The organism is Mycobacterium sp. AT1 (assembly GCF_002043095.1).
In the GTDB taxonomy this organism is placed as follows: domain Bacteria; phylum Actinomycetota; class Actinomycetes; order Mycobacteriales; family Mycobacteriaceae; genus Mycobacterium.
Map to the genome: position 1 here is coordinate 128617 of NZ_MVOC01000010.1, position 26311 is coordinate 154927.

A 26311-nucleotide genomic window follows, 5' to 3' on the forward strand; every position below is an offset into this window, starting at 1 on the left:
CGCGGTCGACCATAGCGTCCGTCCCCGAAGCACGTAAGGCATCGTCGCCAATCGTCACGATGGTATGAATTCCGCCCCAAAGCCGTCGGCTCAGCTACCAGACGGCTCCAGCGCGGCCCCAGCTCCGGCATGGGTGAGCGTGATCGTCGGCGGGTGATACCCGGCCCGCACCACGGTGCTCCGGACTTTCTCCGCCACGGCGTCGCACCGGTCGGCGGCGGCGAGTGCGATGACGCATCCGCCGAAGCCGCCGCCCGTCATGCGCGCTCCCAGTGCACCGGCCCGGACCGCGGTGTCGGCGATCAGGTCGACGTGCTCGGTGGTGATCTCGAAGTCGTCGCGCATCGAGGCGTGTGAGGCGTCGAAGAGTCGGCCGACCGCAGTGAAGTCGGCATCGCCCAGTGCCGAGACGACGTCGGCGACGCGTTGGTTCTCCGTCAGAATGTGCCGGGCGCGACGCGCGTCGACCGGGTCGGTGACCTTGACGAGCACGGCCTCACCGCGATCCTGCACCTCGCGCAGGGATCGGACGCCGAGTGCCGCGGCCGCTCGTTCGCAGGAGGCGCGTCGTGCGGCATACTCGCCACCGACATGCCGATGCGGGGCGTTCGAGTTGATCAGCATCAGTGCCAGACCGGCGGCGGCGGGATCGAACGGCACCAACGTCACGGTGTCGTCCTGGAAGTCGATCAGCAGCGCATGTCGTGGTTCGCCGCGCAGCGATGCCAACTGGTCCATCAAACCCGTTGGCGCGCCGACATAGTCGTTCTCCGCCCGCTGGGCGATCCGGGCCTGCTCGGTGCGGTCTATCCGAAGCCCTGCCGCAGCGGTTAGCGCGCCGAGGACGGCACACTCCAGGGCGGCCGACGACGACAGGCCCGAACCCACGTCCACCCCGCTGGTGATCCACATCGCGCCCCCACCCACCTGGTGCCCGGACTTCCGTAGTGCCCACACCACGCCCGCGACGTAGGCGGCCCAACCGGTGACGTCACCCGGGGTGGTGTGCAGCGGGATCGTCACCTCGCCGTCTTCTCGATCGCTGCGGACCACGACCGCGTCACCGCCGTCGGGTCGGAACGTCACCGTCGTGCGTGCCGGCAGCGCGATCGGCAGCGCGAAACCCTGGTTGTAGTCGGTGTGTTCGCCGATCAGGTTGATCCGCCCCGGCGCGGAGAAGCGAATGTCGCCGGTCACGAGGCAAGCCCCCGAAGACGTTCGGCGACCGTCTCGGGCAGCACGTCGCCGATGAATGCGTCCATCGCCGATTCCGACCCGGCGAGGTACTTCAGCTTGGTTGCGCTGCGCCGCACCGACATCAGCTCGACGTGAAAGTACCCGTCCCGCTGGGCTTCGGTGTCGCGATACTGGTGCAGTGCCGAGATGTAGGGCAGGGGCTTGGGATACATCCGGTCGAAGCGTTTCAGGAGGTCGCAGTACATCGCCGCGAACGCGTCTAGTTCGGCGTCGTCGAGTTCGGACAGGTTGCGCACCAACCGGTTCGGGTACAGGTGGACCTCCACCGGCCAGCGCGCGGCATAGGGCACGAACGCGGTGAACAGATCGTTGCTGGCCACCACCCTGGTGCAGGCGGCCACCTCGTGGGCCAGGATGTCGGCGAAGAGGTTGGTGCCGTGGCGCCGTGCGTGTGCGCGCGCCTCGGCGAGCATGTGCGCGGTGCGCGGCGTCAGGTAGGGGTAGCCGTAGATCTGCCCGTGCGGGTGGGTGAGCGTCACCCCGATGTCCTCGCCGCGATTCTCGAAGCAGAACACTTGCTCGATCCCGGGTCTGCTCATCAAGTCGGCCGTGCGGTGGCGCCAGGCGTCGACGACGAGGCGGGCGTGGGGGAGTGTGAGTTCGCCGAACGACGAGGTGTGGCTGCTTGAGAACGAAATCACTTCGCAGCGGCCATGTCCCGGCGCGCTGAGGAAGTCGTCGACGCCGACGTCGGGTAGGGCGAACTCCCTTCCGTCGGCGCCGGAGAGGCTGGGGAAGCGGTTCTCGAAGACGGCGACGTCGTAATCGGGCGCGGGCACCTCGCTGGTGGTCCCCGACGGACCGGGGCACAGCGGGCATTGGTCGGCGCTCGGCAGATGGGTGCGGTCTTGGCGTAGCGCCGCGATGGCGACCCACTGGCCTGTCTGGCGGTCGAAGCGCACCTGCGATTGGGCGTCGCCCCGAGGCGGCAGCGGTCGCCGATCGGGGATCGGAGAGGGCTCGTGGCCGGGCAGCGAGAAGAACAGCAGTTCCCGACCGTCGGCCAGGGGCCACGGGACGGGGTTCGGAGTCGGATCGCTCACCGTGTGCGCACCTGTGCGATCACGAGGTCGCCGACCCGGCTGTCGAGCAGTTCCCGGTCGGCGGCGGTCAGGCCGTCGTCGCTGATCAGGGTCTGGACGTGGTCGAGGCGAGCGAACACACAGGCGCCCACTTCCCGGTACTTCGTGTGGTCGGCAAGCACCACTAGGCGGCCACCGATCTCGATAAGAGTGCGGTTGGTCTGGGCCTCGGCGACGTTCGGCGAGGTGAGTCCGGCGTCGGGGTCGACGCCGTGCACGCCGAGGTAGGTGGCGTCGACGCGGAACGAGGCGATCGCGGCGTCGGCGACCGGTCCGACCAGGGCGTCCGACGGGGTCCGCACCCCACCGCTGAGATAGACCAGTGGGGTGTCGGAGCCGTCCGCTCCATTGGTCAAGGGATCGGTGAGTTCGCGAAAGACGTTGACCGAGTTGGTGACGACGGTGATCGAGGGTCGACCTCGCAGATGCCGGGCGAGTTCGGTGGTGGTGGTTCCCGCCCCGATGGCGATCGTCATACCGTCGGTGATGGTGGCCGCCGCGGTCGCGGCGATGGCAGCCTTCTCCACCTGTTGCTGGCCTGCCTTCTGTGCCGAGCGCGGTTCCTCACCGCGGTGGTGCCGCGACACCGCACCGCCATGCACCTTCCGCAGCAGCTGCTGGGCGTCGAGGGTGTCCAGGTCGCGGCGCACCGTCATCTCCGAGACGGCGAGCTCGTCGGCGAGGTCGGCGACGCGCACGGAGCCATCCGATCGCACGGCGCGCAGTATCGCGTCTTGTCGTTCAGCGGCCAGCATCGGCGGCAGCACCCTTCGTCAGACGGATTCGCACATTAACGAACACAATCTAACGCATGCGCGCGACGGTCAGCGACCCCCGGTGAAGCGCTGCAGGAACTGGCGCGTCCGATCCTCTTTCGGATTGGTCAAAACGTCTGCAGCCGAGCCGGATTCGACGATGCGGCCACCGTCGAGGAAGCACACCGTGTCGGCCACCTCGCGCGCAAAGGCCATCTCGTGGGTGGCCATCACGATCGTGCGACCGGTGCTCGCCAACTCCCCGACGAGCGTCAACACCTCGCCGACGAGCTCCGGGTCCAATGCGCTGGTGATCTCGTCGAGCAGCAGCAGCCGCGGCTCATACGCCAACGCCCTGGCGATCGCCACCCGCTGCTGCTGACCGCCGGACAGCTTGTCGGGGTAGGCGCCGGCGTGAGAGGACAACCCGACCCGGTCCAACAGTTCACGGCCGCGATCCTCGGCCTCCCGGCGGCTGGACCCGTGCACGACCCGCGGCGCCAGCGCGACGTTGGCCAGCGCGGTCATGTGGGGAAACAGGTTGAACGACTGGAACACCATGCCCATCGCCCGACGCGCTTCGTCGGCGTCGACCCGCGGGTCGCTGATGTCCCGGCCGTCGAGCAGGATCTGGCCGTCGTCGATGTCCTCGAGCAGGTCGACACACCGCAGCAGCGTCGACTTGCCGGATCCGGACGCCCCGATCAGCACGACGACCTGATGCTCGGCGACGTCGAGGTCGACGCCCTGGAGGACGGGGCGATCGTGGTACGCCTTGGTCAGGCCGCGGACCGACAACACCGGCTGGGGTTCGGTCACAGCGCACCCTGCCGGGTCGCCACGCGTTTCGCCGCCCAGTCGGCCAACCGGGCCGACGGGATTGCCAACGCCACGAACAGCAGACCCGCGACGACGTACGGGGTGAAGTTGTAGGTGGTGGCGGCCGAAATCTGCGCGGCGCGGACGGCGTCGACCGCGCCGAGCACCGAGATGAGCCCGCAGTCCTTCTGCAGGGCCACGAAGTCGTTGAGCAGGGCGGGCGTCACCCGGCGGGTCGCCTGCGGCAGGACGACCAGCTGCATGGTCCGGCGATGGTTCAGCCCAAGGGATTTGGCGGCCGCCAACTGCGAAGGATGCACCGATTCGATTCCGGCGCGGAACACCTCCGCCACGTACGCGGAGTAGATCAAGACCAGCGCAAGACCGCCGAGGAGCACCGGATTGGTCGGAAGGCCCGACAAACGCAGCCCGGGCAGACCGAAGCCGACTAGATACAAACAGATCAGCAGCGGCAGGCCACGAAAAAGGTCCACGTAACCGGTTGCCAACGCCCGCAACGGAAACCACACCGGGCCGCGGAGGGTGCGCACCGCAGCCAGCCCGAGTCCGAAGATCAGGATCAGCACCTGGCACACGATCAGCACGCGCACGTTGAGCCACAGGCCCTCCAACAACGCCGGCAGGCTCTCCCAGCCGATCCGGAGGTTGAAGAACGACTCGCGAACTCGGGGCCAACCCGGTGACGACGTCACCGCCAGCAGCAGCACCGCCGCGAACACGACGGTGGACACCAGGGCGATCAGCGTGGACCGTCGGGCCCGTGACTGCCGGTAGGCCACCCGATCCAGGGCGGCCGTGGTCACGACAGAACCGGTGCGTTGCCCGCGCCCGTGAGCCACGTCTTCTGCAGCTTGAACAGCTCGCCGTCGTTGCCGAGGTCGTCGACTGCCTTGGACACGCACGCCGTCAGCGGGCTGCCCTTGTCGAGCACGATGCCGAACTGCTCGGCCTTCTCCTCGCCCGCCGGCAGCTGGCCGACGATGACGCCGTCGGCGAGTTCGGCCTGCACCTGGAAGGCGGTCGGCAGATCAAGCACCAACGCGTCGATCTGGCCGTTCGACAACGCCGCCTTGGCGTCGTCGTTGTTGTTGAACACCGCCACGTCCGGGTCGACCGCCTTCGCGGCGGTGTAACTGGTCGTGCCGACCTGCGCGCCGAGCTTGAGCCCCTCGAGGCCTGCGACGTCCTTCACTCCCGCTGCGGGGGAGGACTTCAGGGCGACGACCGCTTGGGTCACGTTGAAGTACGGCGAGGAGAAGTCGACGGCCTGCTTGCGGTCGTCGGTGATCGAGAACTCGTTGAGGTTGGCGTCGAACGTCTTCGGACCAGGGGCGATGGCCGCGTTGAACGGCACCCGCACCCACGTCACGTCCTCACGCGCGTAGCCCAGCTTGCCGGCGACGGCGTAGGCGACGGCCGATTCGAAGCCCTTGCCGTTCGACGGGTCGTCGTCGACGAACCACGGCGGGTACGCCGGTTGATCGGTGCCGAAGGCGATCGACCCCTTCTTCAGGGTCGGCAGGGAGTCCTTGGTGCACTGGGCCGCCGACGCCGCGGCGGTCGAGCTGCCCGGCGCCGTCTCGTCGGCGGGGGCGCAGGCCGTGGCCGCAGCCAGACCGACGAGGGCCAGCACGGACACCACACTCGACACATTGCGCATGGGCGGCATCATCGCGCACCTGGCGAGCGCGCGCCAACCTTCCGATCATCGCAAGTGCCGATTGTTGGGATCGGTAGCCCGGCGGACGCCGTGTACTCATCTCACCGGCGAGGCCACCGAGGCCCGCCCCACGAAAGGCAACACGACCATGATCACCCTTCCCGCCGCCATCGAAGAGCAGATCAACCGCTTCGACCGCCAGCGCAGCCTGATCATCGGCATCACCAACGCCGTCATCGCGGCGTGGTGCGCCTACCGGCTGATCTGGCTGACGTACGTGGCCGTGACGTTCAGCGGATTCTTCGGCTCGCTGATCTTCTCGTTCGTGCTCTGGGGCGTCGTCGGAATCGTCTCTGCCGCCATGGCCGTGATCTTCCTTCAGCGGGCCAAGCACCTCCGCACCGCTGCCGAGGGAACGCCGTCCGTCACGAACGAAGGGTGACGACGACCTTGCCTCGAGCGGAGCGGTCCTCGAGCGAGGCGATGGCATCGGCGGCCCGCTCCAGCGGGTAGACGACGGGCGCGGGGGCCGTCACCGCGCCGGAGGCGAGCAGTGGCTCCAGTTCGGCCCACTGCTCGCCAAGGTAACCGGGGTGGGTCATGGCCCAGGCTCCCCAGCCGACGCCGACCGCGTCGACGTTGTTGAGCAGCAGGCGATTCACCTTGACCGTCGGGATGTCGCCGCCGGTGAAGCCGATCACGAGCAGTCGGCCGCCCGCGGCGAGGGACCGCAGCGAGTCGGTGAACCGGTCACCACCCACCGGGTCGACGACCACGTCGACTCCGCGGCCCTCGGTGAGTTCCTTGACGGCGTCGCGGAAACCGTCCGCGAGTACGACGTCGGTGGCGCCCGCCGCCCGCGCGACGTCGCCCTTGTCCGCTGTGCTGACGACGGCGATCGTGCGCGACGCGCCCCACGCCGTCGCCAGGCGCAGCGTCGAGGTGCCGATGCCGCCGGCCGCACCGTGGACGAGCACCGACTCGCCGGCCACCAGGCGGCCGCGGGTGCGAAGGGCGCAGTGCACCGTCAGATCGTTGAACAGCAGGCCGGCGCCCGCTTCGAAGGACACCGTGTCGGGCAGCTTGAACACCTGATCTACCGGTACCGCAACGACTTCCGCCATCGCACCGGTGAGCATCGTCAGCGCGGCGACCCGGTCACCCGCCACGACGTGGGCGCCCGCCGGGGCGCTGCGCACGACGCCGGCGAGCTCGGCACCCGGCACATAGGGCAGCTCGGGGCGGTGCTGATAGAGCCCGCGGGTCTGAAGGGCGTCGGGAAACGCGACCCCCGCGGCGTGGACGTCGACGAGGACGGCGTCGCCGGCTTCGGGTTCGTCGATCTCGACGAGCTCCGCTGCCCGTGGTCCGTCGAGTCGCGGGATCTGAATGGCGCGCATCGTGACCATTTAACATCGCCCGGTGACGAACGCACGAGCGGCCGTACTGCTCACCGAGGAATCCGAGCCCCAACTGGTCGACGTCGAGGTCCGGGCGCCAGTCGACGCGGAGGTGCTGGTCCGGGTCGACGCCGTCGGCATCTGCCACACCGACGTCAGCGTCGCGGCGCGCTGGCCCGCACGCAAGCTGCCGATGGTCTTCGGGCACGAGGGCGTCGGCACCGTCGTCGAGACGGGGCCTCAGGCTCGGGTCGAGGCTGGTCGGCAGGTGGTGCTCACCTTCGCCAGCTGTGGCCGGTGTCCCAACTGCGTCGCCGCGAGACCCGCGTACTGCGACCACGCCACCACGCTGAACATGCGTGGTGACCGGGCCGACGACACCAGCGCCCTTCGGCTCGGCGGGATTCCGCTGCGGGGCGGCTTCTTTGGTCAATCCAGCCTCGCAACGCACGTCCTTGCCGGGCCGTCCAACACCGTCGCGCTGAATGAACCGCTCGACCCTGCGCTGGCGGCGCCGCTGGCTTGCAGCGTGCAGACCGGCGTCGGCACGGTGCTCAACGCCGCTTCTGCCGGTGCCGACGACGCGGTGGTCGTGTTCGGCGCGGGCGGCGTGGGCCTCTCGGCCGTGATGGGCGCCAGGATTGCGGGCTGCCGCGCCGTCGTGGCGGTCGACCCCAACGCCGAGCGGCGTTTGGTGGCAACCGAATTGGGTGCCACGGCGGTCCTGGACCCGACCGATGGCGACGTCGCGGCGCACCTCGCCGACCTGACCGGCGGCGGGCCTACCATTGCCGTCGACACCACCGCCCTGCCCTCGGTCATCGCCACCGCGCTGGCGGCGTTGCGATCCTGCGGCACACTGGCACTCGTCGGCCTCGGCGCGTTGACCGCCGAGCTGCCGGTCGGCCTGATCATGGCCAAGGGACTTCGGGTACGTGGCGTCGTCGAGGGCGACAGCGACCCGCACGTGTTCATCCCGTACCTCGCCGAGCTGACCCGGCGCGGCGAGCTGCCGTTGGAGCACCTGGTCACCCGGTTCGCGTTCGACGACTTCGGCGCCGCGTGGGCCGCCGCGGTGTCGGGCACGGCGATCAAACCGGTGCTCACCATGCCGCGCTGACGTGGCGATGGCTACAATTCTCCCGCCGTCGGCAAAGGTGCCGCGGAGATCGGAGCGCACGTGAAGACGAGCTCGAGGCGGCTGGCGGTACTCGACGAGATGCCACCGGGCCGGGTAGTCGAGGTCCACTCGGCGGACGGGACCAGGATCCACACCGAGGTCTTCGGCCCCGACGACGGCTACCCGATCGTGTTGGCGCACGGCATCACGTGCGCGATCAGGGTGTGGGCCAACCAGATCGCCGACCTCTCCAGGGATCACAAGGTCATCGCCTACGACCACCGTGGCCACGGTCGAAGCGGCGTTCCTCCGCTGCGCGGGCGGCGGAACGGCTACGGCCTCGACTTCCTCGCCGCCGATCTCGACGCCGTGCTGGCGGCGACGTTGGCGCCCGGCGAGCGTGCCGTGATCGCCGGTCACTCGATGGGCGGTATCGCCATCTCGTCGTGGTCGCAGCGCTACCCCCAACGGGTCCGGCAGTGCGCCGACGCCGTCGCCTTGATCAACACGACCACCGGGGATCTACTGCGCAACGTCAACTTCCTGCCCGTCCCACCGGCATTGGTCGGCGGCCGGGTGCGCGCGGCGGGACTCTTGCTGAAGAGACTGGGCGCCGCACCCTTGGTGCCGGGCTCGGTTCAACAAAGCCGACGGTTCGTCGCGGCGCTGGCGGTTGGCCGCCATGCCGATCCGGCGATCGCGGACTTCGTCTTCGACCTGTTCGCGCAGACGCCCCCTGCGGGTCGCGGCGGGTGGGCCAGGGTGCTGGTCGACTCCCTTGGACCGAAACACATCTCGCTGCGGAACCTGACCGTGCCGACGCTCGTCATCGGCAGCCGCGACGACCGTCTGCTGCCCGTCGGGTCGTCGCGCCGCATCGCCGCCGATGCGCCCAACCTGGCGTCCTTCGTCGAGCTGTCCGGCGGCCACTGCGGCATCCTTGAACAACCCGACGAGGTCAACCAGCTCCTACGCCAACTGGTCGAGTCGACTGCGGAGAAGCGCCGGATCAGTTCGTAGCCAGGTAACCGGCGACCTCGGCGGCCGCGCGCCGACCCGATCGCACCGCCCCGTCGAGGAAACCCGTCCACTCGTCGGCGGTCTCAGTACCCGCCCAGAAGATGCCGTCGACCGGTTCGCGCAGCCTGTGTCCGTAGGTCGTCCACGACCCGGGCGGCACCGCGGCGGTCGGACCACCGGGCGCGAAGGATTCGGCGCTCCACCGGTGGTCGACGTAGTCGACCGGGTTTCGGGCAGCTTCGCCGAACAGGCCCGCGAAGCACTCGAGGGCTCGGGCCCGGCGCTCCTGCGGTTCGAGCGGGTCGAAGCTGCGCGCGTCGGTGAATCCGAGCAGGACGCCGGGGCCGCCGTCGCCAGGGCTGACGTCGAACGTGATGAACACCGAACCGTCGTCGGACAAGGCCTCGCCCGACTGGCCTGCGGTGCGCCAGAACGGCGTCTCGTAAGCCGCGTACGCCTTGCTCAGATTGCCAAGCGGCCAGTTCTTCGCCAGCTCGGCGTATCCGGCAGGTAGGCCGGGCTCGAACGCGATGGCGGCCCGGTGCGCCGGTGGGACCGCGACGACCACGGCGCGCGCGGTGACCGCCCCGGCGGCGGTGTGCACGGTGACGCCGGACCCGTCGTGCTCTATGCGTTCGACGACGCTGTCGAGTCGGACGCGATCGCCGAGTGCCTCTGCCATGCGGACCGCGATCTGCTGGGTGCCGTCGGGAAAGCGGTCCTGCTGCGCGCCGCCCTTGACGTCGAGCATCGGCCCGATGCCCCCGGCGGCCTTGATGTAGTGCACGGCGTGCAGCATTGACACCTCGTTGGGCTCGCAGCCCCACGTCACCCGCGTCATGATCGCCATGAGGTCCCTGGTGCTCTTGCCCGCGTGGACCGACCGCAGCCATCCCTCGACGGTCTCGTGGTCGAGTCGATGCGCCGCGGGGGCCGTCCACGGCGCTCCGAGCGGAACCTGCTTGGCAAGGCGCTCGAATCGCCACTGAATGCGCGACACGTCGAGCAGTTCGAGGATCGACAGCTTCGGGATGGTGCTGCGGTAGGACCTGACCCGGCCGCGCCAGCGGATCAGGTTCTTGCCGACGTTGTGGGTCGGAACCGTCGTGCAGCCGAGTTCGGCGGCCAACGCGAGCACTGCGGTTTGGGTCGGTCCGACGAAGGTGGCGCCGAGGTCGACCGGCACACCGGCGACCGCGGAGGTGAAGGACCGTCCGCCGACCCGGTCACGTCCCTCCAGGACGACGACGTCGTGACCAAGTGCTTTCAGAGTGCGAGCGACCGTCAGCCCGGCAAAACCGGCACCCACGACGACGACGTCAGGACCTTGTGGATTGGTCACGTGACCAGGCTCTCACGTGCGAGGCTCGAGACGGCATCGTTCGGGCGGCCGGATCGCCGACGCACTTCGAGGCGGACCCCTATCGTGGGGCCGGTACGCGGCAGGACCAAGGAGGCTTTCAATGGACGACCAGGCGGAATACTCGGACGTGCTGATCATCGGCGCCGGCATCTCGGGACTCGGCGCCGCGTACCGCATTCACCAACGCAACCCCCACCTCAGCTACACCATCCTGGAGCGCCGCGAACGCATCGGCGGCACCTGGGACCTGTTTCGCTACCCGGGAATCCGGTCGGACAGCGACATCTTCACCCTGAGCCTGCCCTTCGAGCCCTGGACCAGACCGGAGAACGTGGCCGACGGTGGTGACATCCGCGACTACCTCACCGATGCCGCCCGACACCACGGCATCGACCGACACATCCGGTTCGACACCCGCGTCGCCTCCGCGGAGTGGGACTCGTCCACCGACACGTGGACGTTGCGCACGACGACGTCCGACGGCTCGGACAAGCTGTACCGGGGGCGCTTCGTGTTCTTCGGCACCGGCTACTACGACTACGACACGCCGTACCGGCCCGAATTCCGCGGCCTCGAGAACTTCGCGGGCGAGGTGGTGCACCCCCAGTTCTGGCCGGAGTCGCTGGACCACTCCGGAAAGCGAATCGTCGTGATCGGCAGCGGGGCGACGGCCATCAGCCTGGTTCCGGCGCTCGCCAAGACAGCAGCCCACGTCACGATGCTGCAGCGCTCGCCGACGTACATGATGTCGATGGCGCGGGTCGATCCGATGGTGGCCGCGATTCGGAAGGTGTTGCCGCTCAAGCTGGCTCACAGTGTGGTGCGGGCCCGCAACGCCGCCTTCTCGGTGCTGTCGTACGTCATGTTCCGCAAGGCCCCCAAGTTCGGTCGGTGGCTGGTCAGGAATCGGACCATCGCTGCGCTGCCCGAGGGCTACGACGTGGACCGGCACTTCAAACCGCGCTACGACCCGTGGGACCAACGGATGTGTCTGGTGTTGGACCACGATCTGTTCGACCACATCGGCGACGGCCGCGTGGAGTTGGTGACCGACCAGGTCGACCACGTCGACGCCGCCGGCATCGTGCTCGCGTCCGGCAAGCGCGTCGACGCCGACGTGATCGTGACCGCCACCGGGTTGCAGCTGCAGGCGCTCGGCGGCGTCCGCATCGTCGTCGACGGCAACGAGATCGCGCCCACCGATCGCTTCGTCTACAAGGAATATCTGCTCGAGGACGTGCCCAACATGGCGTGGTGCATCGGCTACACCAACGCGTCGTGGACGTTGCGCGCCGACATGACCGCCCGCGCGGTGGCGAAGTTGTTGGCCTACATGGATTCTCGTGGTTACACGCACGCCTATCCGCATCTGGGTGGCGTGCCGATGCAGGAGAAGCCGACGTTCGACCTGAAGGCCGGCTACATCCAGCGCGCCCCACACGCGTTGCCCAAGTCGGGTACTCGCCGGCCCTGGAACGTGCGGCACAACTACGTGCTGGACATCCTCGACCACCGCTTCGACCGCGTCGAGGAATCGATGGTCTTCGGTCGTGCCCCCGCGCAGACCACGCGGAAACCCGAAACCGACCGGGCCCAGACCGCTTAGCCCCCTTCGGTCTCCACCCCGCAGCGTGCGCCTGGAATGAAACCGGCGGTGGGCGTCGTTGACACCGGCATGAAGAAGTTCAGCATCGCCAGCATCGTCGCCTCCGGATTCGCCGCCGCCCTCTTCGGGCTGGCCGCACCCGCGAGCGCCGACATCGACCATCACCAGTGGGTCAACGACATTCAGCAGCGCGCCAGTGTCGGCTCGGTCACTTCGATCGTAGGCAACGGCCGCTAACCCACGCTTGACGACGAAGGGGTACCCGGTGATCGGGTGCCCCTTCTTCATGCCTCGAGCGACGGTAGTGGGCCCAGCATTTTCGATGGAATGCTCGCGGGCGACCAGGATCAGCGCCGACAGCACGATGACCATGACGTCTCCTTCTCGACGTGCGTTCGAACCCCTGAGGGTGAACGCCGTCGAGCGGAGAATGATTACGTCGGCATCCTTGCTAGTCCGCCACAGTCAGCCCGGCGGCAGGGCGGCTCGTAGAACCGTTGAGTTCGCGTTCGGCTGCGATCCGTGCGGCGTGGTCTTCGGTGCGGGTGGTCCTGCGGCGCGGCATGGTGAGCCCGGTGGTGTGCGGTGCGGGCCTGCCCGTCGTCGTCACTGTCGTAGTGGGTGCACTGAGCTCGGGGAAGAGTAGTCGGCTGCCCGGTGTGGTGAGGTGTTCCCGGCCGTCGGGTGCGGTCCAGATGACGGTGCCGTCGTCGAGCTGCTCGTCACGCCAACCACTCTCACCGCCCCAGAACGTCTTCAGCAAGTGGTGACAACGACATAACAGAATACGTTCTAACGAGGGAGTTGCCCGGCGACGTCACCTGACGGCGGGCAGGCTCGGGTCGTCAACGACCTTCGGGTGGTCGAAGTCCGCCCACTGGTTGTAAAGACCGTCCTTCTCGAGGACCCGACCGTTGCTCAACTCGATGCGTTGTTTGCGACGAATCAGCTTGTTGGCTAGCTGCTCAATTTCGGGCCAGGCTTGATCAAGCACCGGGAACCAACCGGGGAGAGGCGGCGTGACCGGCGGTCGGTTCTCGGGCATCGGTTGCCCTGAATTCTGGGCTTCTTCGGCCGCATCGGCCCAGGCGTCAACGTCGTTGCCGAACTGCTTCTCGTAGAACTTCCAGTCGAAGAAACTTTGTGTCTGGAGGATCTCTATAGCTCGTTGCATCGTCGGGTTGCCCTCCCAGCGCGCCTGTGTCCAAGGCCCCGCCCAGGTCATAAAGGCCCGATCAGCGGTTTGTATGTCGGTGGAGGTCTCTTGCAACTGCTTCACCGGGTCCGTCAGGTTGATATATGTGACGTATCCGCCGCGGCGCAGGGCTGCCACGGCGTGCCCAGCCTCATGGAATGCGGCGCGGATTCGCACCTGCTCGAGCTTCATGAGTTAAGCCTAGAACGTTGGGTTACGGACCGACGCAAGCCGTGAAGGGCCCGAAAGTTGCGATAACCAGCACATCCACTAAGGAGGACAGGATGCGAAGTATGAAATCTTGTCCAGTCGCAGCGACACACCATGCCCTACAGCAAGGATCGCGTCGCGTTAGGCGGACACTCATACAATCTGGCTGACGTGCCATCATCCATTGTTTCTTTGTAGCGTGCAGGCGGGGCAAGCATGAACCTAATTGATCGAATTTCCGCCGCTCTCGACAGCAAGAGCGTCCGAATCGACGCAAACGTCTTCGAAGAGTGCGCAACAGACCTGTTGCAGGATCTGTACCCCAATCTTGTAGCTGTGAGAGGAGGGTCGGATAGCGGACGAGACGCAGACATCCTCAACGGAACGGGTGCACCGCCGACCCGTATGGCGATAACGTCCTCGCGCACCTACGAAGGTGCGAGGAAAAATTTGAGATCGTCAATGGATTCGCTAGAACAGCACGCAATGCCGGGGAAGACGATCGTATCGGTCAGCCTTGCCGAGTTAAATCAAAGCAAGCGCAAGAAGCTGGAGGACTTAGCCGCTAGTCGCGGGTACAAACTCGAAGCTATTCTTGATCGAGCCTTATTTGCAGATCGACTCCGGCTCAGTGGTGATTGGCGAGAGAAACTGCTTGGTCTGCCCGGCGGACCCTTTTCACTATCGAAGTATTCGGCTCGCCGGAATGTCGAGTCTCGAGATTTCGACATCGTAGGCCGCACCGAAGACCTGGACACGATAAAAAACTCGGCCGAAGACATACTACTTTACGGCGTTCCTGGAGTGGGTAAATCTGCAATTTTAGAGAAAACCGAAGGACTCTATTTTGTCGATGGTACGCCCACCGCCGAGCGGTTAATGGACGACGTGATGACAACTCAGCCGAGCATTCTCGTTGTCGACGATGCGCCACGCCGCATGAATCTGTTGGAAGACTTGCAACAGATTCGGCGTCACGAGGGACTCCCGTTTCGAATAATTGCCGTCTGCTGGCCGCATCAACGCGAGGAATTAGCCATCAGCCTTGCATCGGCACTCGAGATGCAGGTGTTGCCACTGATCCGGCAGGATGTCGCCAAGATCATTCGCGATGCCGGCATCACACGTGAGTCGCTCGTAGGTCGGATCCTTGATCAGGCGAAGGGAAGACCGGCTTGGGCTTCGCGCCTAATTGATTTAATCAAAGGCGGGGTGGAATGGCGCGAGGTTCAGACGGGTGAAGCCATAAGGGGCGAGATTTCCCGGTACCTAATCCGCGCCGGAATTTCGAAGGAGGCAAGAGATGTACTGGCCGCCATTGCAATACTAGGCACCGCCGCGGAGAGCGACATAGCCTCGGTGTCCAGCCAGCTAGAGATATCAAGGACGACCGTTCGCCATTTGATCGATGACTTGGCGGTCGGCGGATTGTTAGACGTTCGCCAGCAGTGGACGCCGCAAGCGAACCGCGAAAACGTTTACGGTGTCGAACCGCAAATTCTCGCTACGAGCATAGTGGTTGATGCATTCTTTGGTCCGCGCCCAGCAGTTGTGCCACTGGCCGAATTGTTCGAAGCGTGGCCGTCGAAACAGGACTCGATCACATTACATTGCATTCGGGCCGCACTTCTGGGCGTAAACGGCGCCTACCCTGTAGCTCGATCATTATTCTCCGCGATGAGCAATCAGGGTGTCATAGGCGTGGGATCTGACATATATCGACACTACTTACACCTCGGCGCAAACGAGGCCCACGAAGTGATAGAGCGGGCACTCATTGAGTGGGAGCGATCGAATAACGATACGCAGTTGCGGCGCCAAGCGATTTTGGATCAAGTCGCCACGTACTTTGCAGATGCCATACGGGATATGGACCTATATTCGGTAGTCGACGATGTGATGTCGTTTGCAAGCAAGGTCGGCGACCAAGGCTTAAAGAAACGGCTTCTTGCGGGATTCATCGACCAAATAAGAAACATAGCAATCCCCGACGGATCAATAAATCTAGCTCCCCTACTTCGTATATGGCAGCAGGTGAGCGACTGGATTGCTGGTGAACCGTCTGCTGACACAGCAAGCTTACGTACGACGCTATTGTGTGAGCTGCTTAACCCTGCCTTTGAATCCAACACCCTTAGTCCAGAGGACCGTCGACTCTTGCGGCTTTTCTCCGTCGTTCTACCTGCCGAATCCATGGCGATGTTTAACGATCAAATTTGGTCATCATATAGTTCGACCGCTTCGAATCCAGACCATGGCGAGCTTACTCAATTGACTGCACTTTTTAGGCAGTGGGCGCTGATTGCGCGCGGTTTTAGCCCGGGATTCGGTCGAGAGATATCCCAAGAGCAGATGGGCGAGGCGAAACTACTGGCCGGTGCTTTGGCGGATTACATAATGGCAAATAGCAACGACTTTCCGGGCATTAGGGCGACTGTCCGAACCTTCTCGAAAGAACTCGGTCGCGAGTTCACTGAGCGGGATCCCCTTTTAGCCGCCATTTTCTTGGTGTCCGACGAAGGCGCTGATTGGCATGCGCGTAAGTCGGCGTCCGAGCGAGCGCTACAGCGCGAAGTGCAGCGAGGGATGGTGCAGCCTCAAGAGTTCATGAGTCGTCTAGTCGACATTCGGCGCCACATGTCCGATTGGGACCACCATTTAGGCAGTCCCATGTTCACGCTTTTCCGGATAATCGCGCAAACAGGATCGGATGCGCTGCCTTTGGCCCGGATTGCTGTCGAGAACAAAATGTTTCCTGAAGCCGGGCCTTTAATTACTGCTGCGCTCGCTCAATCAGATGTCGACAGCGAAACGTTGACTGCATGGCTCGACGAGACTAGTTCGGTGCGGCAGTTTGTGGTGGGATACGCACTCGCATCTACAATCAATCCCTACGTCGACCGCGTTTTACCTCACCTCACCCCTCATGACGTTGGTGACTTATTGGCGCCAGTTGTCACAGATGAATCGGCAGTGGCGATTGCTTCCAGGCTAATTGAACACGAAAATCAAGCAGTCCGTGCGAGTTATGCCAGTGCACTAATTCTGAGCACCGACGGATCTCTGGATTCGGCTATTCCTTCGGACATGGTGCCCCGAGTGCTGGAAGCGCTGAAAAGCGTAGTCGTCGCAGAACTGCCTCACGGGCGACACAGTTCTTACTTTCTTGACCGGCTGATATCAAGCTATCCCGCTATCTATGAGCACTTGTTCGAGAATGCGATGGGATTGCCTTCCAACGCCGATATCTATAAGGCCCTACAACCGTTCGAAGATACTGCACCGATGCTCGGTGCCGCGGCGAAGTCACGGCTATTCCTGAGTTGCGGGGAGGGCACGCGGGAAAGACGTCACGTGCTGGCAGTCCTGAGTGGCAACGATATCGCCTGGCTAGAAAGCCTGCTCGAAGGTAATCATGTCGAGGTTGAGCAGGTCGAAACACTATTCAACGGGCTAGGTTCTCCTGTCCCGATCGAGGCTTTGGCGCGCTTGCTCGCACCACGGGGCGTAAGCCCGCTGTCGATAGCTGTGAGGGTTGAACTTGGTTCGCAGTGGGGCGAGGAACATGAACGGGTGCAGGGATACCTAGAACAGATGCTTCTCCTCGCCGAATCGGATGATCGAGACGTCGCAGCGGTCGGGTCAGCAGGCGTGCGGCATTACGAACCGCGGCTTGAGGAGGCACGCGCTAGGTTTCGAGAGGCCCAAGTCAGAGGCGATCTGTAGCAGCAGCGACCGGGACAGTCGCGTCCTCGAAATTCTTCTGAGGCCCCGCAAAAAAAATGTCGCGACTAACCAAAGGGAGTCGCCCCACCCCCCACCCAACATTCTTGGGGTGGGGGTCCCGAACAGGGTGCACCGACCGGCTGCTGACGGATGGTGCGGCACCCCGACCGCGAGGAGTCCGGACGGGGTGCCGCGGTGCCGGACCCGACCCGGATGGCATTCTGCGAGTCCGGCACGCCTGGACGCGCCCGCCGCAACGCATGCGACGCCCAGGTGGGTCTAGGTCAGTAGAACCATCCGACGGGCCGGTCGATATCGCTCGGGGTCGCGGCGTGACCGATTTCGGACAGGGGCACCACAGCGTGATCGGGCACCTTGGCCAGAACATCGGCCATGGCGTTGTCCGCTGAGATCAGCTCAATCCATGCACCGCGTCGGGCCGGGGCCAGTGCGCCGCGGTCGATTGCGGCGTCGACAGACGCTTCTACCTTCTGGCGCGCGGCGGCCGCCACGGCTTGGCGACCGGCTGCCGCGTCGCGTTTGAGGGCTTCGTGGAGATCGTGGTCGACGAGGTCCATGCCGCTTCGTCGTGCGGCCGCGGCGACGGCGGATGGCTTCGCGGGGTCGAAAGCCTCGGCCTGGGCGGCGAGGTCCACGACGGTGTCGATTACGAGTTCGGTATCGGCCTCGCCAGGTTCTGCCTCGGGCAACCCGAGCAGTTTGATCAGCTCGGCCTCTTGGGTGTCGTTCAGTGTTAATGCCATTGTCGTGCAATTCCTTCCGCGCTGCTAGTCGCTGAGTCCGTTGATTCGCTTTGCGGCGTATGGGCGGTCGATCGCTATGGCTGGCACGGCGTAGGCCTGCACCCATTTGCCGCGCTTGTGGCGGTCGTCTATGACCTCTGTGACCAATCCCGCGGACTCCCATCCGATGGTGCCGACCGTGCCCTGTTGCAGGGTGTAGGCGGTGCCGATCGGTACGCGGGGGTTGGCGAACATACCGTTGGTGAACCCGGCCGATTCGAGCATGGCGTCGAGGTTCTCGGCGTAGGCCGTACGCAGTTGCCGGGCTTGTTCCGGGTGCACGATGAGAAGATCGTGGGTCACGCCGAGTTCCTCGAGGTCGGCCATTTCCTGCACCTCGGCGAAGTGGGCGGTGGGCCGATTCGCCGACGACGTGAGGTCGGTGAGGGGGCCCACAAAAGTCAGGTCGCTCCAACCGGATGCCGTCGTGAAGGTGGCGATACCGGCAGCACCGACTTTGGCCATGAGGCGCGCGTCGAGCTTGCGGGCGATGGTGTTGGCGAGCTGGGTGGTCTGCTGGTCGAGGTAGTTGACGGTATTGCGGGTGATGGCGGTGTCGTCAATGAAGAACTTGCCGCCCCAGTCCTCGACTACGGCGAGCTGAGGGTCCGGGTCGACACCTTCGACGACGCGGTACTCCGCGCCAGGGGTCCGCATCTCCACGTCGCTGCTGTAGAAGTCGGATGCCTGCACGGAGTGGAACAGGATGCCGCCGCCGATGACCGGCGTCCCTAACTGGCGCAGGAACTTCGGCAGCAACAGGACTTCGTCGGCGAGGCGGGCGATGTGCGCCTGGATGATAGAGGGGGTTCGGAGGGCGGTGTCGACGGATAGGACGCGGCCGTTGAGTTCGGGGACGAGTGCGCTAGGCATGGTGGCAGCTCCTTGGGGCGTGTCGAGCGTTGGCGGCAGGGTGACGGGGAGACACGGTCATCGGTCAGGCGGGCCAGGCGATCTCGGCGACGGCACCGGCGGCGACACCGGTAACGGCGTGCCCGATCACGGTGCCGGTGCTGGCAGTGACGACCCCGGCGGCGGCACCGACCTGAACCGCAGCACCGGCAGTGATGCTTGCCTCGGCCATCACCCGGACGACCCCGCCGCGGGCCACGCGCACCAACTGGCCGGTGGCCGCGTCGTTGGCGGCAACACCGAGGGCGACGACACCGGTACCGGCGGGGGCGACTGCGATGTTGCCGTTGGCGTCCCGATTGCCACTGACCCGCACGATGCGCCGGACGGTGACGGGTGCGGTTGCTGAGGCGGTGATGGCCTCGCCGGGGGCGTAGACCCATGGCTGGGTGATGACGGTGCTCACGCTGGTGTCCTTTCGTGGGAGATGCTGCGGGTGGAGCGTGTTCGGCGGGCGCGGGCCAGTGCGACGGCGCGGGCACGTTCGGCTGCGACATCGGGCGCGGAGGCGATGGCGATGCGGCGGCCGGATGCGGCGACGTCTACGCCGTAGAGGCGGCATACGTCGTCGAGGGATTCGAGTTCCTTGACCGCGGGATGGGTGGCACCGAGCAGGGCGACGCCGATGAGGACGCACTGCCAGGTACGGCCGGTGCGGTCGGTGTGGTTGAGCAGGCACTCCACCGAGCGTTGTGGGTAGGCGCGTGCCAGCACGCCCGCGATGGCGCGCGGGACACCGGCGAGGGTGCCGGTAAGTGTGTTGCCGCCGTCGGTGATCCGCAGTGCGGTCACGGTGCCGAGGGCTGGGCTGGCGTCGCGCATCGGCCCCTGGTGGCCGAGGTGCAGGATCGGGGTGGCGATCCCAGCGGTGTGCGCCTCGACGATCGACAGAAGGTCTGCGGGTGTCACCGTCCACGGCCCGGTCGATGCGTCATGCTCACCGCAGTGCAGCAGCGGCACGTTTGGGATGGACGTCACGTTGACCGGCACTACCTATCACCGGCCCTGTCGTGCCGCATGGGCGTCGACGGATGCAGCGCTGACGAGCCACCGGCCACCGGCGCGACGGACGTCCAGGCGGCCGCGGCGGACGAGATCGCGAACCCCGTTGGGTGTAATTCCCAACCGTCGCGCAGCCTCCGCTGTACCGATGTCGCTATGCGAGCCAGCGTGCACCCAATCACGTTGTGTGTCACAGACGCTGGCGGTGTCAACTGGCGATTTGGACAGTTTCGGGAGGTAGCCGGCACTGGCGTTCGTCGATCCCGGCTCGGTGGAATCGCCAGCGGCGCGGCGCAGTTTCGTGGTCAGCGCAACCAGTTTGGGTGTCGGCGTGGACGTGGTGCGGTTTCCGTCGGCGTCGCGGCGGGCGGCCAAGACTTCGGCGAGCAACTCCAGGCCACCTGCTATGAAGTCGACCTCGGCGGGGTCGAGAATCACCGCGCCGGGCGGCACCCGGATCACGACATACCCGCGTAAATCGTAAGTTCGTCGGCAATGGCATCGATGAGGTCGGTGATACCGATACCGGTGCGGTCGCGGTCCAGGACACCGCGGGTGGTCTCGGTCAACCGCCACACCGTCAACTCGATTCGCGGGCGCGTCATGCGGTCATCGCGCGACTTCCAATCGGCGAGTACCGCGCCGAGTTCGGTACGCAGGTCGGCGCGAGTATCGGTCCCGGGTGTCCGGTGCAGGATCGCCAGCGCGACGTCGACTGGCAGGTTGCAGATGCCGCAGTCGGTGCAGCGTTCCGCTGCGGTATCGATGGCATCGGGCACGCCCCCGCCGTCGCGGCGCAGTGCCCACAGCGCGACAGTCAGCGCGTCGCGCCGGATTCCGACGCGGAGCCGCACCTCCAACGGGTCGAGGTCGACCGGCACCGGGTGGCCCAAGCGGGCGGCCTGCGCCTCAGCGACACGATGCACCAGGGCTTCCTCGGCAGCGTCGTCGGCCGGTCGGCGACTCGAGTGGTCACTCATGGGATCTCCTTGCGTGGGTTGGCAACCGGTGCGCAGCGGGCGCACAGGCCGGTGATCGTGGCGGGTTGCCCGCAGACAGGGCACCGGGCGACGGCGCGGGCCGTGGCATAACCGACGGCGAAGCCGACCATGACGCGGACGGCGTCGAGCAGAGCGAAGGTCATTGGCCCGGTCATCGCGCGGCCTCCGACGGCGGCTCGTGGATCGGCTCGGTGATATCCCGGCCTACCGGCGGCGGCGTCGTGCCGTGGCCGCAGCGCACCGCCGGGTCGACCGGTGTGCCGTCTGTGGCCAGCCGCCAGCCCGTCGGCCCACAGCTATGGCAGGCCAGGATCGCAGCGGCCCGCGCCGTCCGGGCCGCCTGCTTGGCAACGCTCACACGACTCATGAAGCTTCCTGTCGCTGCGCGGCGCTGCGGGCGCTGGGGCTTTTCATTCGCGCGTGCGGTCGTGGGGTTACTGCGGTGTCCCCGATTTGCGTAACCACATCGTGAAGCTGCGGCAGCGGGATACGTCCGTCTTGCACGCATGTGCATGACGGGGATGTGTAGTCCGTAGGTGGGTTGTCCTTTGTTGCACCAGGACCGTGCATGACACCTTGCACGGCCGCGGTGCAAGGTGCGGGGTGCTGATGTTGCACAAAAAACCGTGCAAGGTCCGCACTCGCGATCTTGCACCGGAACCGTGCAAGGTGGCCGATCGGTTCATGCACCGGTTCCGTGCATGACGAGATCGTGGATGTTGCACTGCTGCCGTGCATGATTGCGGTCACTGCACAACCTCCCTTGCTGGCTTCGATGGCACGGCGATCGGCGGCGTGCAACGCAATAGCTCTTCGTCTGTGAATCGGCGGCCACCGGCACACACCACGTACGCGCATCGCCGCGGTATCAGCTGCCCGTCGCGCAGATAGCTACGGATAACCAGGCGGTGGTCCTTTACTGCCCGGTCGATTGCTCGGGACGCGGGCTCGCGATTGCGGCCCCATCCGAACTGCTCTGACATCTGTGCCGCCGACGTTTCCCACGCGGGTTTGTTCGGTGCGCTGACCCGTGACAGCAGGTAGGCCACGACTACGAGCCCGTCTGAGCCCTGCGCGTCATCGTGCGCGCCTACGCGGAGCAGGTCATCGGATAGCCACGTCACGCCCTTTCGCATGGGGTCGCCGACCACATGAATAGGGTTTCTCTTTCCCACTGATCACACCCAGTCGTTCACGCCGCTGGCGGCGTTACGCTGGCCGGTATCCATTGGCGTGGTGAATGTTCGGCTCGTCCCCCGCGCGTCGGGCCGTTCGTTTCTCACGATGAACCGCCGTCCGCACCGGCGGCCCGCGCCGGGCGCAGCAGTTCGGCCAGCCGGGTGCGTTGTTCGTCGGATAGCGGCGGGGCGGCGTCGACTACGCGCCGCACCCACGCGGCGCCCTCTGGTGATAATTCGGCTGGTTCCGTCGGTGCGGTCACGACGGAACCACGGGCACGACCAGTGCTTCGACGGCGTCGAGGTCGACCCGGATCAGCTTCGGGCCGGTGCGGTACCCCTCAAGGCGGCCCTGCTGGACCCACCGCCGGATCGTGTAGGGGTGAACGCCGCAGTATTCAGCGGCGACTTTTGGGGTGACCAATCGCGGGTGTGCAGCGACATCGCGGGAATCGGGTTCGGGCATGGGAGGCCGACCTTCTCAGGGTTCGGCTTGCGGCCCAGTGCAAACGTGTTCGTCTCAATCCCGGTCGAGTGGGCGACTCGCAACATACCGCACACGTGCGGCGATATGCACGCACCGCCCGTCAGGGACGGCTTAACCGATCGGGCTTCCGCACTGTGAATCCAATCTCCCCAGCTGCAATTCTGTCGATGAAGTAGGCACCCTGCAGGCCGTACAACCCCGATCGTCCCACCGCCTCGAACAACTGGCCGCGGTCACCCGTCAGCGGCTCCAACGCCCAACCGCCGCGACGAAACGGCATGTAGGAATCTGCATTTCGGTTCAGGTCACCGTTGCCGTCGCGGTAATGCACAACCCACCCCGACGTCGTCTCAATCACCTCTGCGAGCAGATCCCCGCGGTCGGTCCGACACGTGATGACCCGCGCACGCCGTCGGGCCTCGCCGCCATTTCCGATCAGCGTCTGGACTTCGGCGGCGATAGTCGGATAGTTCTCGTCGAATACAACTTGGCTCACAAATCGGCTAACGGCAGGGGCCGCGATCACTTCCACACCGCCGATACCCTGTCGGGGTGGAAGACCCTGCCGCCCTTGCCGACCGGTGCGACCGTGAACTCCACGAGGACGTCGATCACCGCGCGTAGCCGGTCCGGCGACAGCGCCCGCACCCGCGCCGTGACCTCGGGTGTACCCAGCGGTAACCCGTCGAATACCCGTAACCGGTCCTGATCCATCTGGCGGCGTTCGATTGCGTCGAGCTTCTCGGTCACGCGTTCCTTGCGGGCGGCCAACCTCCGGCCGTCAATCACGCCGTCGTCGTACTCGGCTTCGGCCTCCCGAATCTGCGCGTACAGGCGTTGCTTTTCGGCGCGTAACTGCTGGGCCTCGACGGCGTCATGCTGGGCGACCTTAAGCAGGTCCACCGCATCTGGGCGGGCCAACCGCTCGGCGACTGCGGCGTCGATCAGCGGCTCGACAAGCTCGGCGCGAACGCTGACACCCATGCAGTTCTTGCAGCGGTACGCGATCCGCTTCTTGAGGTCCTCGTACCCCGACAGGTGTCCGCCGCAGCCCGGCTTGCCGCATCGCAACACACCGGTGAGCAGGTGTCGGCGGACCGTCTTGCGGCCCGGGGCGCGGCCCGGCGCGTCGAGGATCGCCTGGGCGGCCCGCCACGTCTCCTCGTCCACCAGTGGCGGCCATGTGCCCGCGCCGACGATCTCGCCGTTGTGGTCCCGCAACCCCGCGTTGCGCGGCTTGCGTAGAAATAGGCTCACCGTCGATGCCGACCACGGCTTGCCCGTCAGCCCGTGCGCACCGGCGGCGTTCCACTCGCGGGCGATGTCGCTGATCGAACCGCCCGACAGGATCGACTCGTACGCCTGCTTCACCAACGGAGCGGTCACCGGGTCGGGGGTGCGGCTACCGTCATAAGTGAACCCGAATGCGTTGCGCCACTGTGGCTCTCCCCTTGCAGCCTTCTGCTGTGCGGCTCGCTTCTGCCGATCCGACTTGTGCTCGATCTCGTGGCGCGCGACCGCACCCTTCAGGCGCGCGGTCAACCGGCCCTGTGCGGTGGACAGATCGACGTCGCCGGACGCGGTCGCCAGCGCCAACCGGTGCGCGTCGGCGAGGTCCATGAACGCCTCTAGCTCGGTCGGCCGCCGGTGTAGCCGATCGAGATCCCAGGCGACCACCGCGCCGATCCGGCCGTCGCCGATATCGGCCAATAGACGCTCATAGGCGGGCCGCTTCTTGCCCGTCGAAGCGCTGACGTCGTTATCGACATATTCGATCGGCGTCCAGCCCTTCGAGGCGCACAAGGCAACACAGTCCTCGCGCTGGCGTGCGACGCCAAGCGCCTGCCCGGACGGATCGGACGATATGCGTAGATAAACGGCGGCTTGCATCACGCGTTCCATACGTAGACAGAGCCGTCCGCGCGCACAAGGAAGACCTCAATCTCAAGCGTGGTCATCGCCTCGCCAATTTCACCCAGTAAGTCGCGATACCGCGGCTTGTCGGGCAGACCAATCGCAACTTGTGCCGCCGGGAACTTGTAGCGAGTCCGCAACGTGGTCAGTAGCGCCTTCGCTAGCCAGGGGTCCGGGGACTGCGCTTTCTTGGGCCGCCCTGCGTTTGGCCCGCGCGCGTAGACGGTCGGGGGATAGCCCTTGACCTCTATGAACAATTGCCGCCCGTCGCGCTCGGCGATGATGTCGACACCGTGCGCCTGCGAGGCGGTGTCGGCCAAGGCGATGACCCTTGCACCGTCTGCGACCAGCTGAGCGGCGATTGCCGCCTGGACATTGCCCTCCCAGCTCGGATCGTTGCGCAGGTGGTCTTCTACTTCCGCCATAGTTAAAACGTACTACAGACAATTGATGGTGCTTTCGGCAGAGACATTTCAGGTTGGACGCCGCCGTCGGCCCGCACGGCCACGGAATCGTGTGGTCGAGGTCTGAGTGGGTCGCGGGCACGCTGCAGCCGGGGAAGCGGCACGTCATGTCTCGGCAGCGGACGAAGTCTGCCAGTTTCTTCGACGGGCGGTAGTGGGGTTCTGGTGGCGCTTGCCCGGGGTGGACGATCGGGGTGATGGTCGCCCCGATTGCGGCGCGGCAGGCGATCGCTCCGGGGAGGAACTGGGCACCCATCATCGCCGCCGGCCGCAGGTTGGCCAGCTTGCCGGGGGCGGGGGTGAGGGCCGCGGTCAGCGTGAGCTCGCGCAGCGGGCGGCCGAACATCGCCGGTGATTCACCGTCGAGGGCGGTGCGCTCGTCGGTCGACTCATGCGGTGCGGCAGCCTCGTTCGTAGTGTCAGCGGGATCGGCGTCCACGGTGCCGGCCGGTGCGGGCGCGGTGGGTGCCGGCTCGGGCGCAGACGTCGGCGGCGTGGCGGTGGTGTCCGCGCTCGCGATCACGTAGACCACCACCCCGGTTGAAGGCGGGTTCTCACCGCCCGGGCAGTCGTCGGACTCGCACAGACACGCCAGGCGGTCGTTGCCGTGAGAGAGGGCGCCGATGGCATCGGCCCGGCGCTGCTCGGCGGTGCGCGGATCAGCCGGACACACGGTGTCGGCCAGTCCTCGCAACCGGGCCTCGAACGCCTTCGCGTCGTGGGCGAACAAGGTCGCGTAGACGGTGGCCAGGCCGCTGCCGTCCTCCTCGATGCTGACATCGACCGACCGACTTCGGGCCCTGGTCTCGGTGCGGCGTACCGCGTGGGGGTCTACCTGGGCGACGTAGGCGTCGAGGGTCTTCTGGGTCTTGTCCACCGACATCGGTTCCCAGGTCCCGAACGCCTCGGCCAGTAGGGCGTCGAGAGCGCGCAGCGCGTCGGGGTCGACGACCAGGGCTCCGCGTTGCACCACGGTCCGGACCAGTTGGTAGGTGATCAGGCCGTCGGCGAAGATCGCGGCGACCTGGGGGAAGCGTTCGTGCAGGGCGACGGCGATGAGGAGTTGGTTGGAGGCGGCGCCGGGGGTGATGCGTTGGGTGGCTCCGACGTGGGCGGCGACTGCGTCGAAGTTGTCCAGGCACCATTGGTCGCGATCCGCAGACCCGGACGCGGCGTAGGCTTCGGCGAGCATGGCGGCCACCGCCGCGACCTTGCGGGCGCATGCGGCGGACTCCACCCGCGTCCACGCCGAGAGCGCCCCGGCACCTGAGGGGCCGGTCGTCGCGTCCACCAGACTGTTGAACATGATCTCAGTT

The 26311-nt window shown here is 66.1% G+C and carries 29 protein-coding genes; 6 read left to right on the forward strand and 23 right to left on the reverse strand.

Features of this window, described 5'->3' with window-relative positions; translation table 11 throughout:
• Nucleotides 1-90 precede the first annotated feature (90 nt).
• The 6 genes from B1790_RS05945 to B1790_RS05970 all read right to left on the reverse strand — a co-directional run bounded on the left by B1790_RS05945 (nucleotide 91) and on the right by B1790_RS05970 (nucleotide 5594).
• Nucleotides 91-1197, reverse strand: a complete 1107-nt coding sequence (locus B1790_RS05945) for a galactokinase (protein ID WP_079922285.1) — start codon at nucleotides 1195-1197, stop codon at nucleotides 91-93.
• Complete coding sequence (galT, locus tag B1790_RS05950) at nucleotides 1194-2300, reverse strand: galactose-1-phosphate uridylyltransferase (protein ID WP_079922286.1); 1107 nt, start codon at nucleotides 2298-2300, stop codon at nucleotides 1194-1196. Before galT ends, B1790_RS05945 begins: the two co-directional genes overlap by 4 nt.
• Complete coding sequence (locus B1790_RS05955) at nucleotides 2297-3094, reverse strand: DeoR/GlpR family DNA-binding transcription regulator (protein WP_079922348.1); 798 nt, start codon at nucleotides 3092-3094, stop codon at nucleotides 2297-2299. Before B1790_RS05955 ends, galT begins: the two co-directional genes overlap by 4 nt.
• A gap of 69 nt (nucleotides 3095-3163) precedes the next feature.
• Nucleotides 3164-3913 (reverse strand): amino acid ABC transporter ATP-binding protein, encoded by a 750-nt coding sequence (locus tag B1790_RS05960; protein ID WP_079922287.1) that lies wholly within the window; start codon nucleotides 3911-3913, stop codon nucleotides 3164-3166.
• Nucleotides 3910-4737, reverse strand: coding sequence for an amino acid ABC transporter permease (locus B1790_RS05965; RefSeq protein ID WP_198951925.1), 828 nt, complete (start codon nucleotides 4735-4737; stop codon nucleotides 3910-3912). The genes B1790_RS05960 and B1790_RS05965 overlap by 4 nt, the downstream gene beginning before the upstream one ends.
• Entirely contained in the window at nucleotides 4734-5594 is an 861-nt protein-coding gene (locus B1790_RS05970) for an ABC transporter substrate-binding protein (RefSeq protein ID WP_142271061.1), read from the reverse strand. The genes B1790_RS05965 and B1790_RS05970 overlap by 4 nt, the downstream gene beginning before the upstream one ends.
• Nucleotides 5595-5742: 148 nt before the next feature.
• Between B1790_RS05970 and B1790_RS05975 the strand changes: the two genes are divergently transcribed.
• Nucleotides 5743-6036: a hypothetical protein gene (locus B1790_RS05975; protein ID WP_079922350.1), complete on the forward strand. Its 294-nt coding sequence runs from the start codon at nucleotides 5743-5745 to the stop codon at nucleotides 6034-6036.
• Here the strand turns inward: B1790_RS05975 and B1790_RS05980 are convergent.
• Nucleotides 6020-6994 (reverse strand): NADPH:quinone oxidoreductase family protein, encoded by a 975-nt coding sequence (locus tag B1790_RS05980; protein ID WP_079922351.1) that lies wholly within the window; start codon nucleotides 6992-6994, stop codon nucleotides 6020-6022. The two genes, B1790_RS05975 and B1790_RS05980, sit on opposite strands and share 17 nt — an antisense overlap.
• A 22-nt stretch (nucleotides 6995-7016) precedes the next feature.
• Here B1790_RS05980 and B1790_RS05985 point away from each other — a divergent pair, with 22 nt between their 5' ends.
• Together B1790_RS05985 and B1790_RS05990 are read left to right on the forward strand one after the other, a co-directional pair.
• Nucleotides 7017-8114, forward strand: a complete 1098-nt coding sequence (locus B1790_RS05985; RefSeq protein ID WP_079922289.1) for an NAD(P)-dependent alcohol dehydrogenase — start codon at nucleotides 7017-7019, stop codon at nucleotides 8112-8114.
• A 99-nt stretch (nucleotides 8115-8213) separates the two neighbouring features.
• On the forward strand, nucleotides 8214-9134 hold the full coding sequence (locus tag B1790_RS05990; RefSeq protein WP_079922352.1) for an alpha/beta fold hydrolase: 921 nt from the start codon (nucleotides 8214-8216) through the stop codon (nucleotides 9132-9134).
• On the opposite strand, the gene B1790_RS05995 is transcribed toward B1790_RS05990, so the two are convergent.
• Nucleotides 9124-10476 carry a flavin monoamine oxidase family protein gene (locus tag B1790_RS05995; protein WP_079922290.1) on the reverse strand — a complete coding sequence of 451 codons (1353 nt, stop codon included), beginning with the start codon at nucleotides 10474-10476 and terminating at the stop codon, nucleotides 9124-9126. The two genes, B1790_RS05990 and B1790_RS05995, sit on opposite strands and share 11 nt — an antisense overlap.
• 121 nt (nucleotides 10477-10597) lie before the next feature.
• On the opposite strand from B1790_RS05995, the gene B1790_RS06000 reads away from it, so the two are divergent.
• Together B1790_RS06000 and B1790_RS06005 are read left to right on the forward strand one after the other, a co-directional pair.
• Nucleotides 10598-12103 (forward strand): NAD(P)/FAD-dependent oxidoreductase, encoded by a 1506-nt coding sequence (locus tag B1790_RS06000; RefSeq protein WP_079922291.1) that lies wholly within the window; start codon nucleotides 10598-10600, stop codon nucleotides 12101-12103.
• A 36-nt stretch (nucleotides 12104-12139) separates the two neighbouring features.
• Nucleotides 12140-12340: a hypothetical protein gene (locus tag B1790_RS06005; protein WP_079922292.1), complete on the forward strand. Its 201-nt coding sequence runs from the start codon at nucleotides 12140-12142 to the stop codon at nucleotides 12338-12340.
• Between the two features lie 214 nt (nucleotides 12341-12554).
• Here B1790_RS06005 and B1790_RS06010 read toward each other — a convergent pair whose 3' ends face one another.
• Both B1790_RS06010 and B1790_RS06015 read right to left on the reverse strand, forming a co-directional pair.
• Nucleotides 12555-12866: a hypothetical protein gene (locus tag B1790_RS06010; RefSeq protein WP_079922293.1), complete on the reverse strand. Its 312-nt coding sequence runs from the start codon at nucleotides 12864-12866 to the stop codon at nucleotides 12555-12557.
• A gap of 54 nt (nucleotides 12867-12920) precedes the next feature.
• Complete coding sequence (locus tag B1790_RS06015) at nucleotides 12921-13490, reverse strand: hypothetical protein (RefSeq protein WP_079922294.1); 570 nt, start codon at nucleotides 13488-13490, stop codon at nucleotides 12921-12923.
• A 234-nt stretch (nucleotides 13491-13724) separates the two neighbouring features.
• Here B1790_RS06015 and B1790_RS06020 point away from each other — a divergent pair, with 234 nt between their 5' ends.
• The gene (locus B1790_RS06020) at nucleotides 13725-17234 is read left to right on the forward strand and encodes a hypothetical protein (RefSeq protein WP_142271062.1); all 3510 of its coding nucleotides are present in this window, start codon (nucleotides 13725-13727) and stop codon (nucleotides 17232-17234) included.
• Nucleotides 17235-17518: 284 nt separating this feature from the next.
• Here B1790_RS06020 and B1790_RS06025 read toward each other — a convergent pair whose 3' ends face one another.
• The 13 genes from B1790_RS06025 to B1790_RS06070 all read right to left on the reverse strand — a co-directional run bounded on the left by B1790_RS06025 (nucleotide 17519) and on the right by B1790_RS06070 (nucleotide 26301).
• Nucleotides 17519-17998, reverse strand: coding sequence for a hypothetical protein (locus B1790_RS06025; protein WP_079922296.1), 480 nt, complete (start codon nucleotides 17996-17998; stop codon nucleotides 17519-17521).
• 24 nt (nucleotides 17999-18022) lie between these two features.
• The gene (locus tag B1790_RS06030; protein ID WP_079922297.1) at nucleotides 18023-18910 is read right to left on the reverse strand and encodes a major capsid protein; all 888 of its coding nucleotides are present in this window, start codon (nucleotides 18908-18910) and stop codon (nucleotides 18023-18025) included.
• Between the two features lie 64 nt (nucleotides 18911-18974).
• Nucleotides 18975-19355: a capsid cement protein gene (locus tag B1790_RS06035; protein ID WP_079922298.1), complete on the reverse strand. Its 381-nt coding sequence runs from the start codon at nucleotides 19353-19355 to the stop codon at nucleotides 18975-18977.
• Nucleotides 19352-19927: a hypothetical protein gene (locus B1790_RS06040; RefSeq protein WP_233164955.1), complete on the reverse strand. Its 576-nt coding sequence runs from the start codon at nucleotides 19925-19927 to the stop codon at nucleotides 19352-19354. The genes B1790_RS06035 and B1790_RS06040 overlap by 4 nt, the downstream gene beginning before the upstream one ends.
• Before the next feature lie 18 nt (nucleotides 19928-19945).
• Complete coding sequence (locus B1790_RS06045; protein WP_158083771.1) at nucleotides 19946-20413, reverse strand: helix-turn-helix domain-containing protein; 468 nt, start codon at nucleotides 20411-20413, stop codon at nucleotides 19946-19948.
• Nucleotides 20410-20931, reverse strand: coding sequence for a hypothetical protein (locus tag B1790_RS34130; protein ID WP_142271064.1), 522 nt, complete (start codon nucleotides 20929-20931; stop codon nucleotides 20410-20412). Before B1790_RS34130 ends, B1790_RS06045 begins: the two co-directional genes overlap by 4 nt.
• Nucleotides 20928-21107: a hypothetical protein gene (locus tag B1790_RS34135; protein ID WP_142271066.1), complete on the reverse strand. Its 180-nt coding sequence runs from the start codon at nucleotides 21105-21107 to the stop codon at nucleotides 20928-20930. The genes B1790_RS34130 and B1790_RS34135 overlap by 4 nt, the downstream gene beginning before the upstream one ends.
• Nucleotides 21104-21319 carry a hypothetical protein gene (locus B1790_RS34140; protein ID WP_142271067.1) on the reverse strand — a complete coding sequence of 72 codons (216 nt, stop codon included), beginning with the start codon at nucleotides 21317-21319 and terminating at the stop codon, nucleotides 21104-21106. The genes B1790_RS34135 and B1790_RS34140 overlap by 4 nt, the downstream gene beginning before the upstream one ends.
• A gap of 912 nt (nucleotides 21320-22231) precedes the next feature.
• On the reverse strand, nucleotides 22232-22393 hold the full coding sequence (locus tag B1790_RS34605; protein ID WP_158083772.1) for a hypothetical protein: 162 nt from the start codon (nucleotides 22391-22393) through the stop codon (nucleotides 22232-22234).
• Nucleotides 22390-22596 carry a helix-turn-helix domain-containing protein gene (locus tag B1790_RS06055; protein ID WP_079922302.1) on the reverse strand — a complete coding sequence of 69 codons (207 nt, stop codon included), beginning with the start codon at nucleotides 22594-22596 and terminating at the stop codon, nucleotides 22390-22392. Before B1790_RS06055 ends, B1790_RS34605 begins: the two co-directional genes overlap by 4 nt.
• A 121-nt stretch (nucleotides 22597-22717) precedes the next feature.
• On the reverse strand, nucleotides 22718-23149 hold the full coding sequence (locus B1790_RS06060) for a hypothetical protein (RefSeq protein ID WP_142271069.1): 432 nt from the start codon (nucleotides 23147-23149) through the stop codon (nucleotides 22718-22720).
• On the reverse strand, nucleotides 23140-24507 hold the full coding sequence (locus B1790_RS06065; protein WP_079922353.1) for a recombinase family protein: 1368 nt from the start codon (nucleotides 24505-24507) through the stop codon (nucleotides 23140-23142). The genes B1790_RS06060 and B1790_RS06065 overlap by 10 nt, the downstream gene beginning before the upstream one ends.
• Before the next feature lie 81 nt (nucleotides 24508-24588).
• Complete coding sequence (locus tag B1790_RS06070; protein WP_079922304.1) at nucleotides 24589-26301, reverse strand: HNH endonuclease signature motif containing protein; 1713 nt, start codon at nucleotides 26299-26301, stop codon at nucleotides 24589-24591.
• Between the last annotated feature and the right edge of the window lie 10 nt (nucleotides 26302-26311).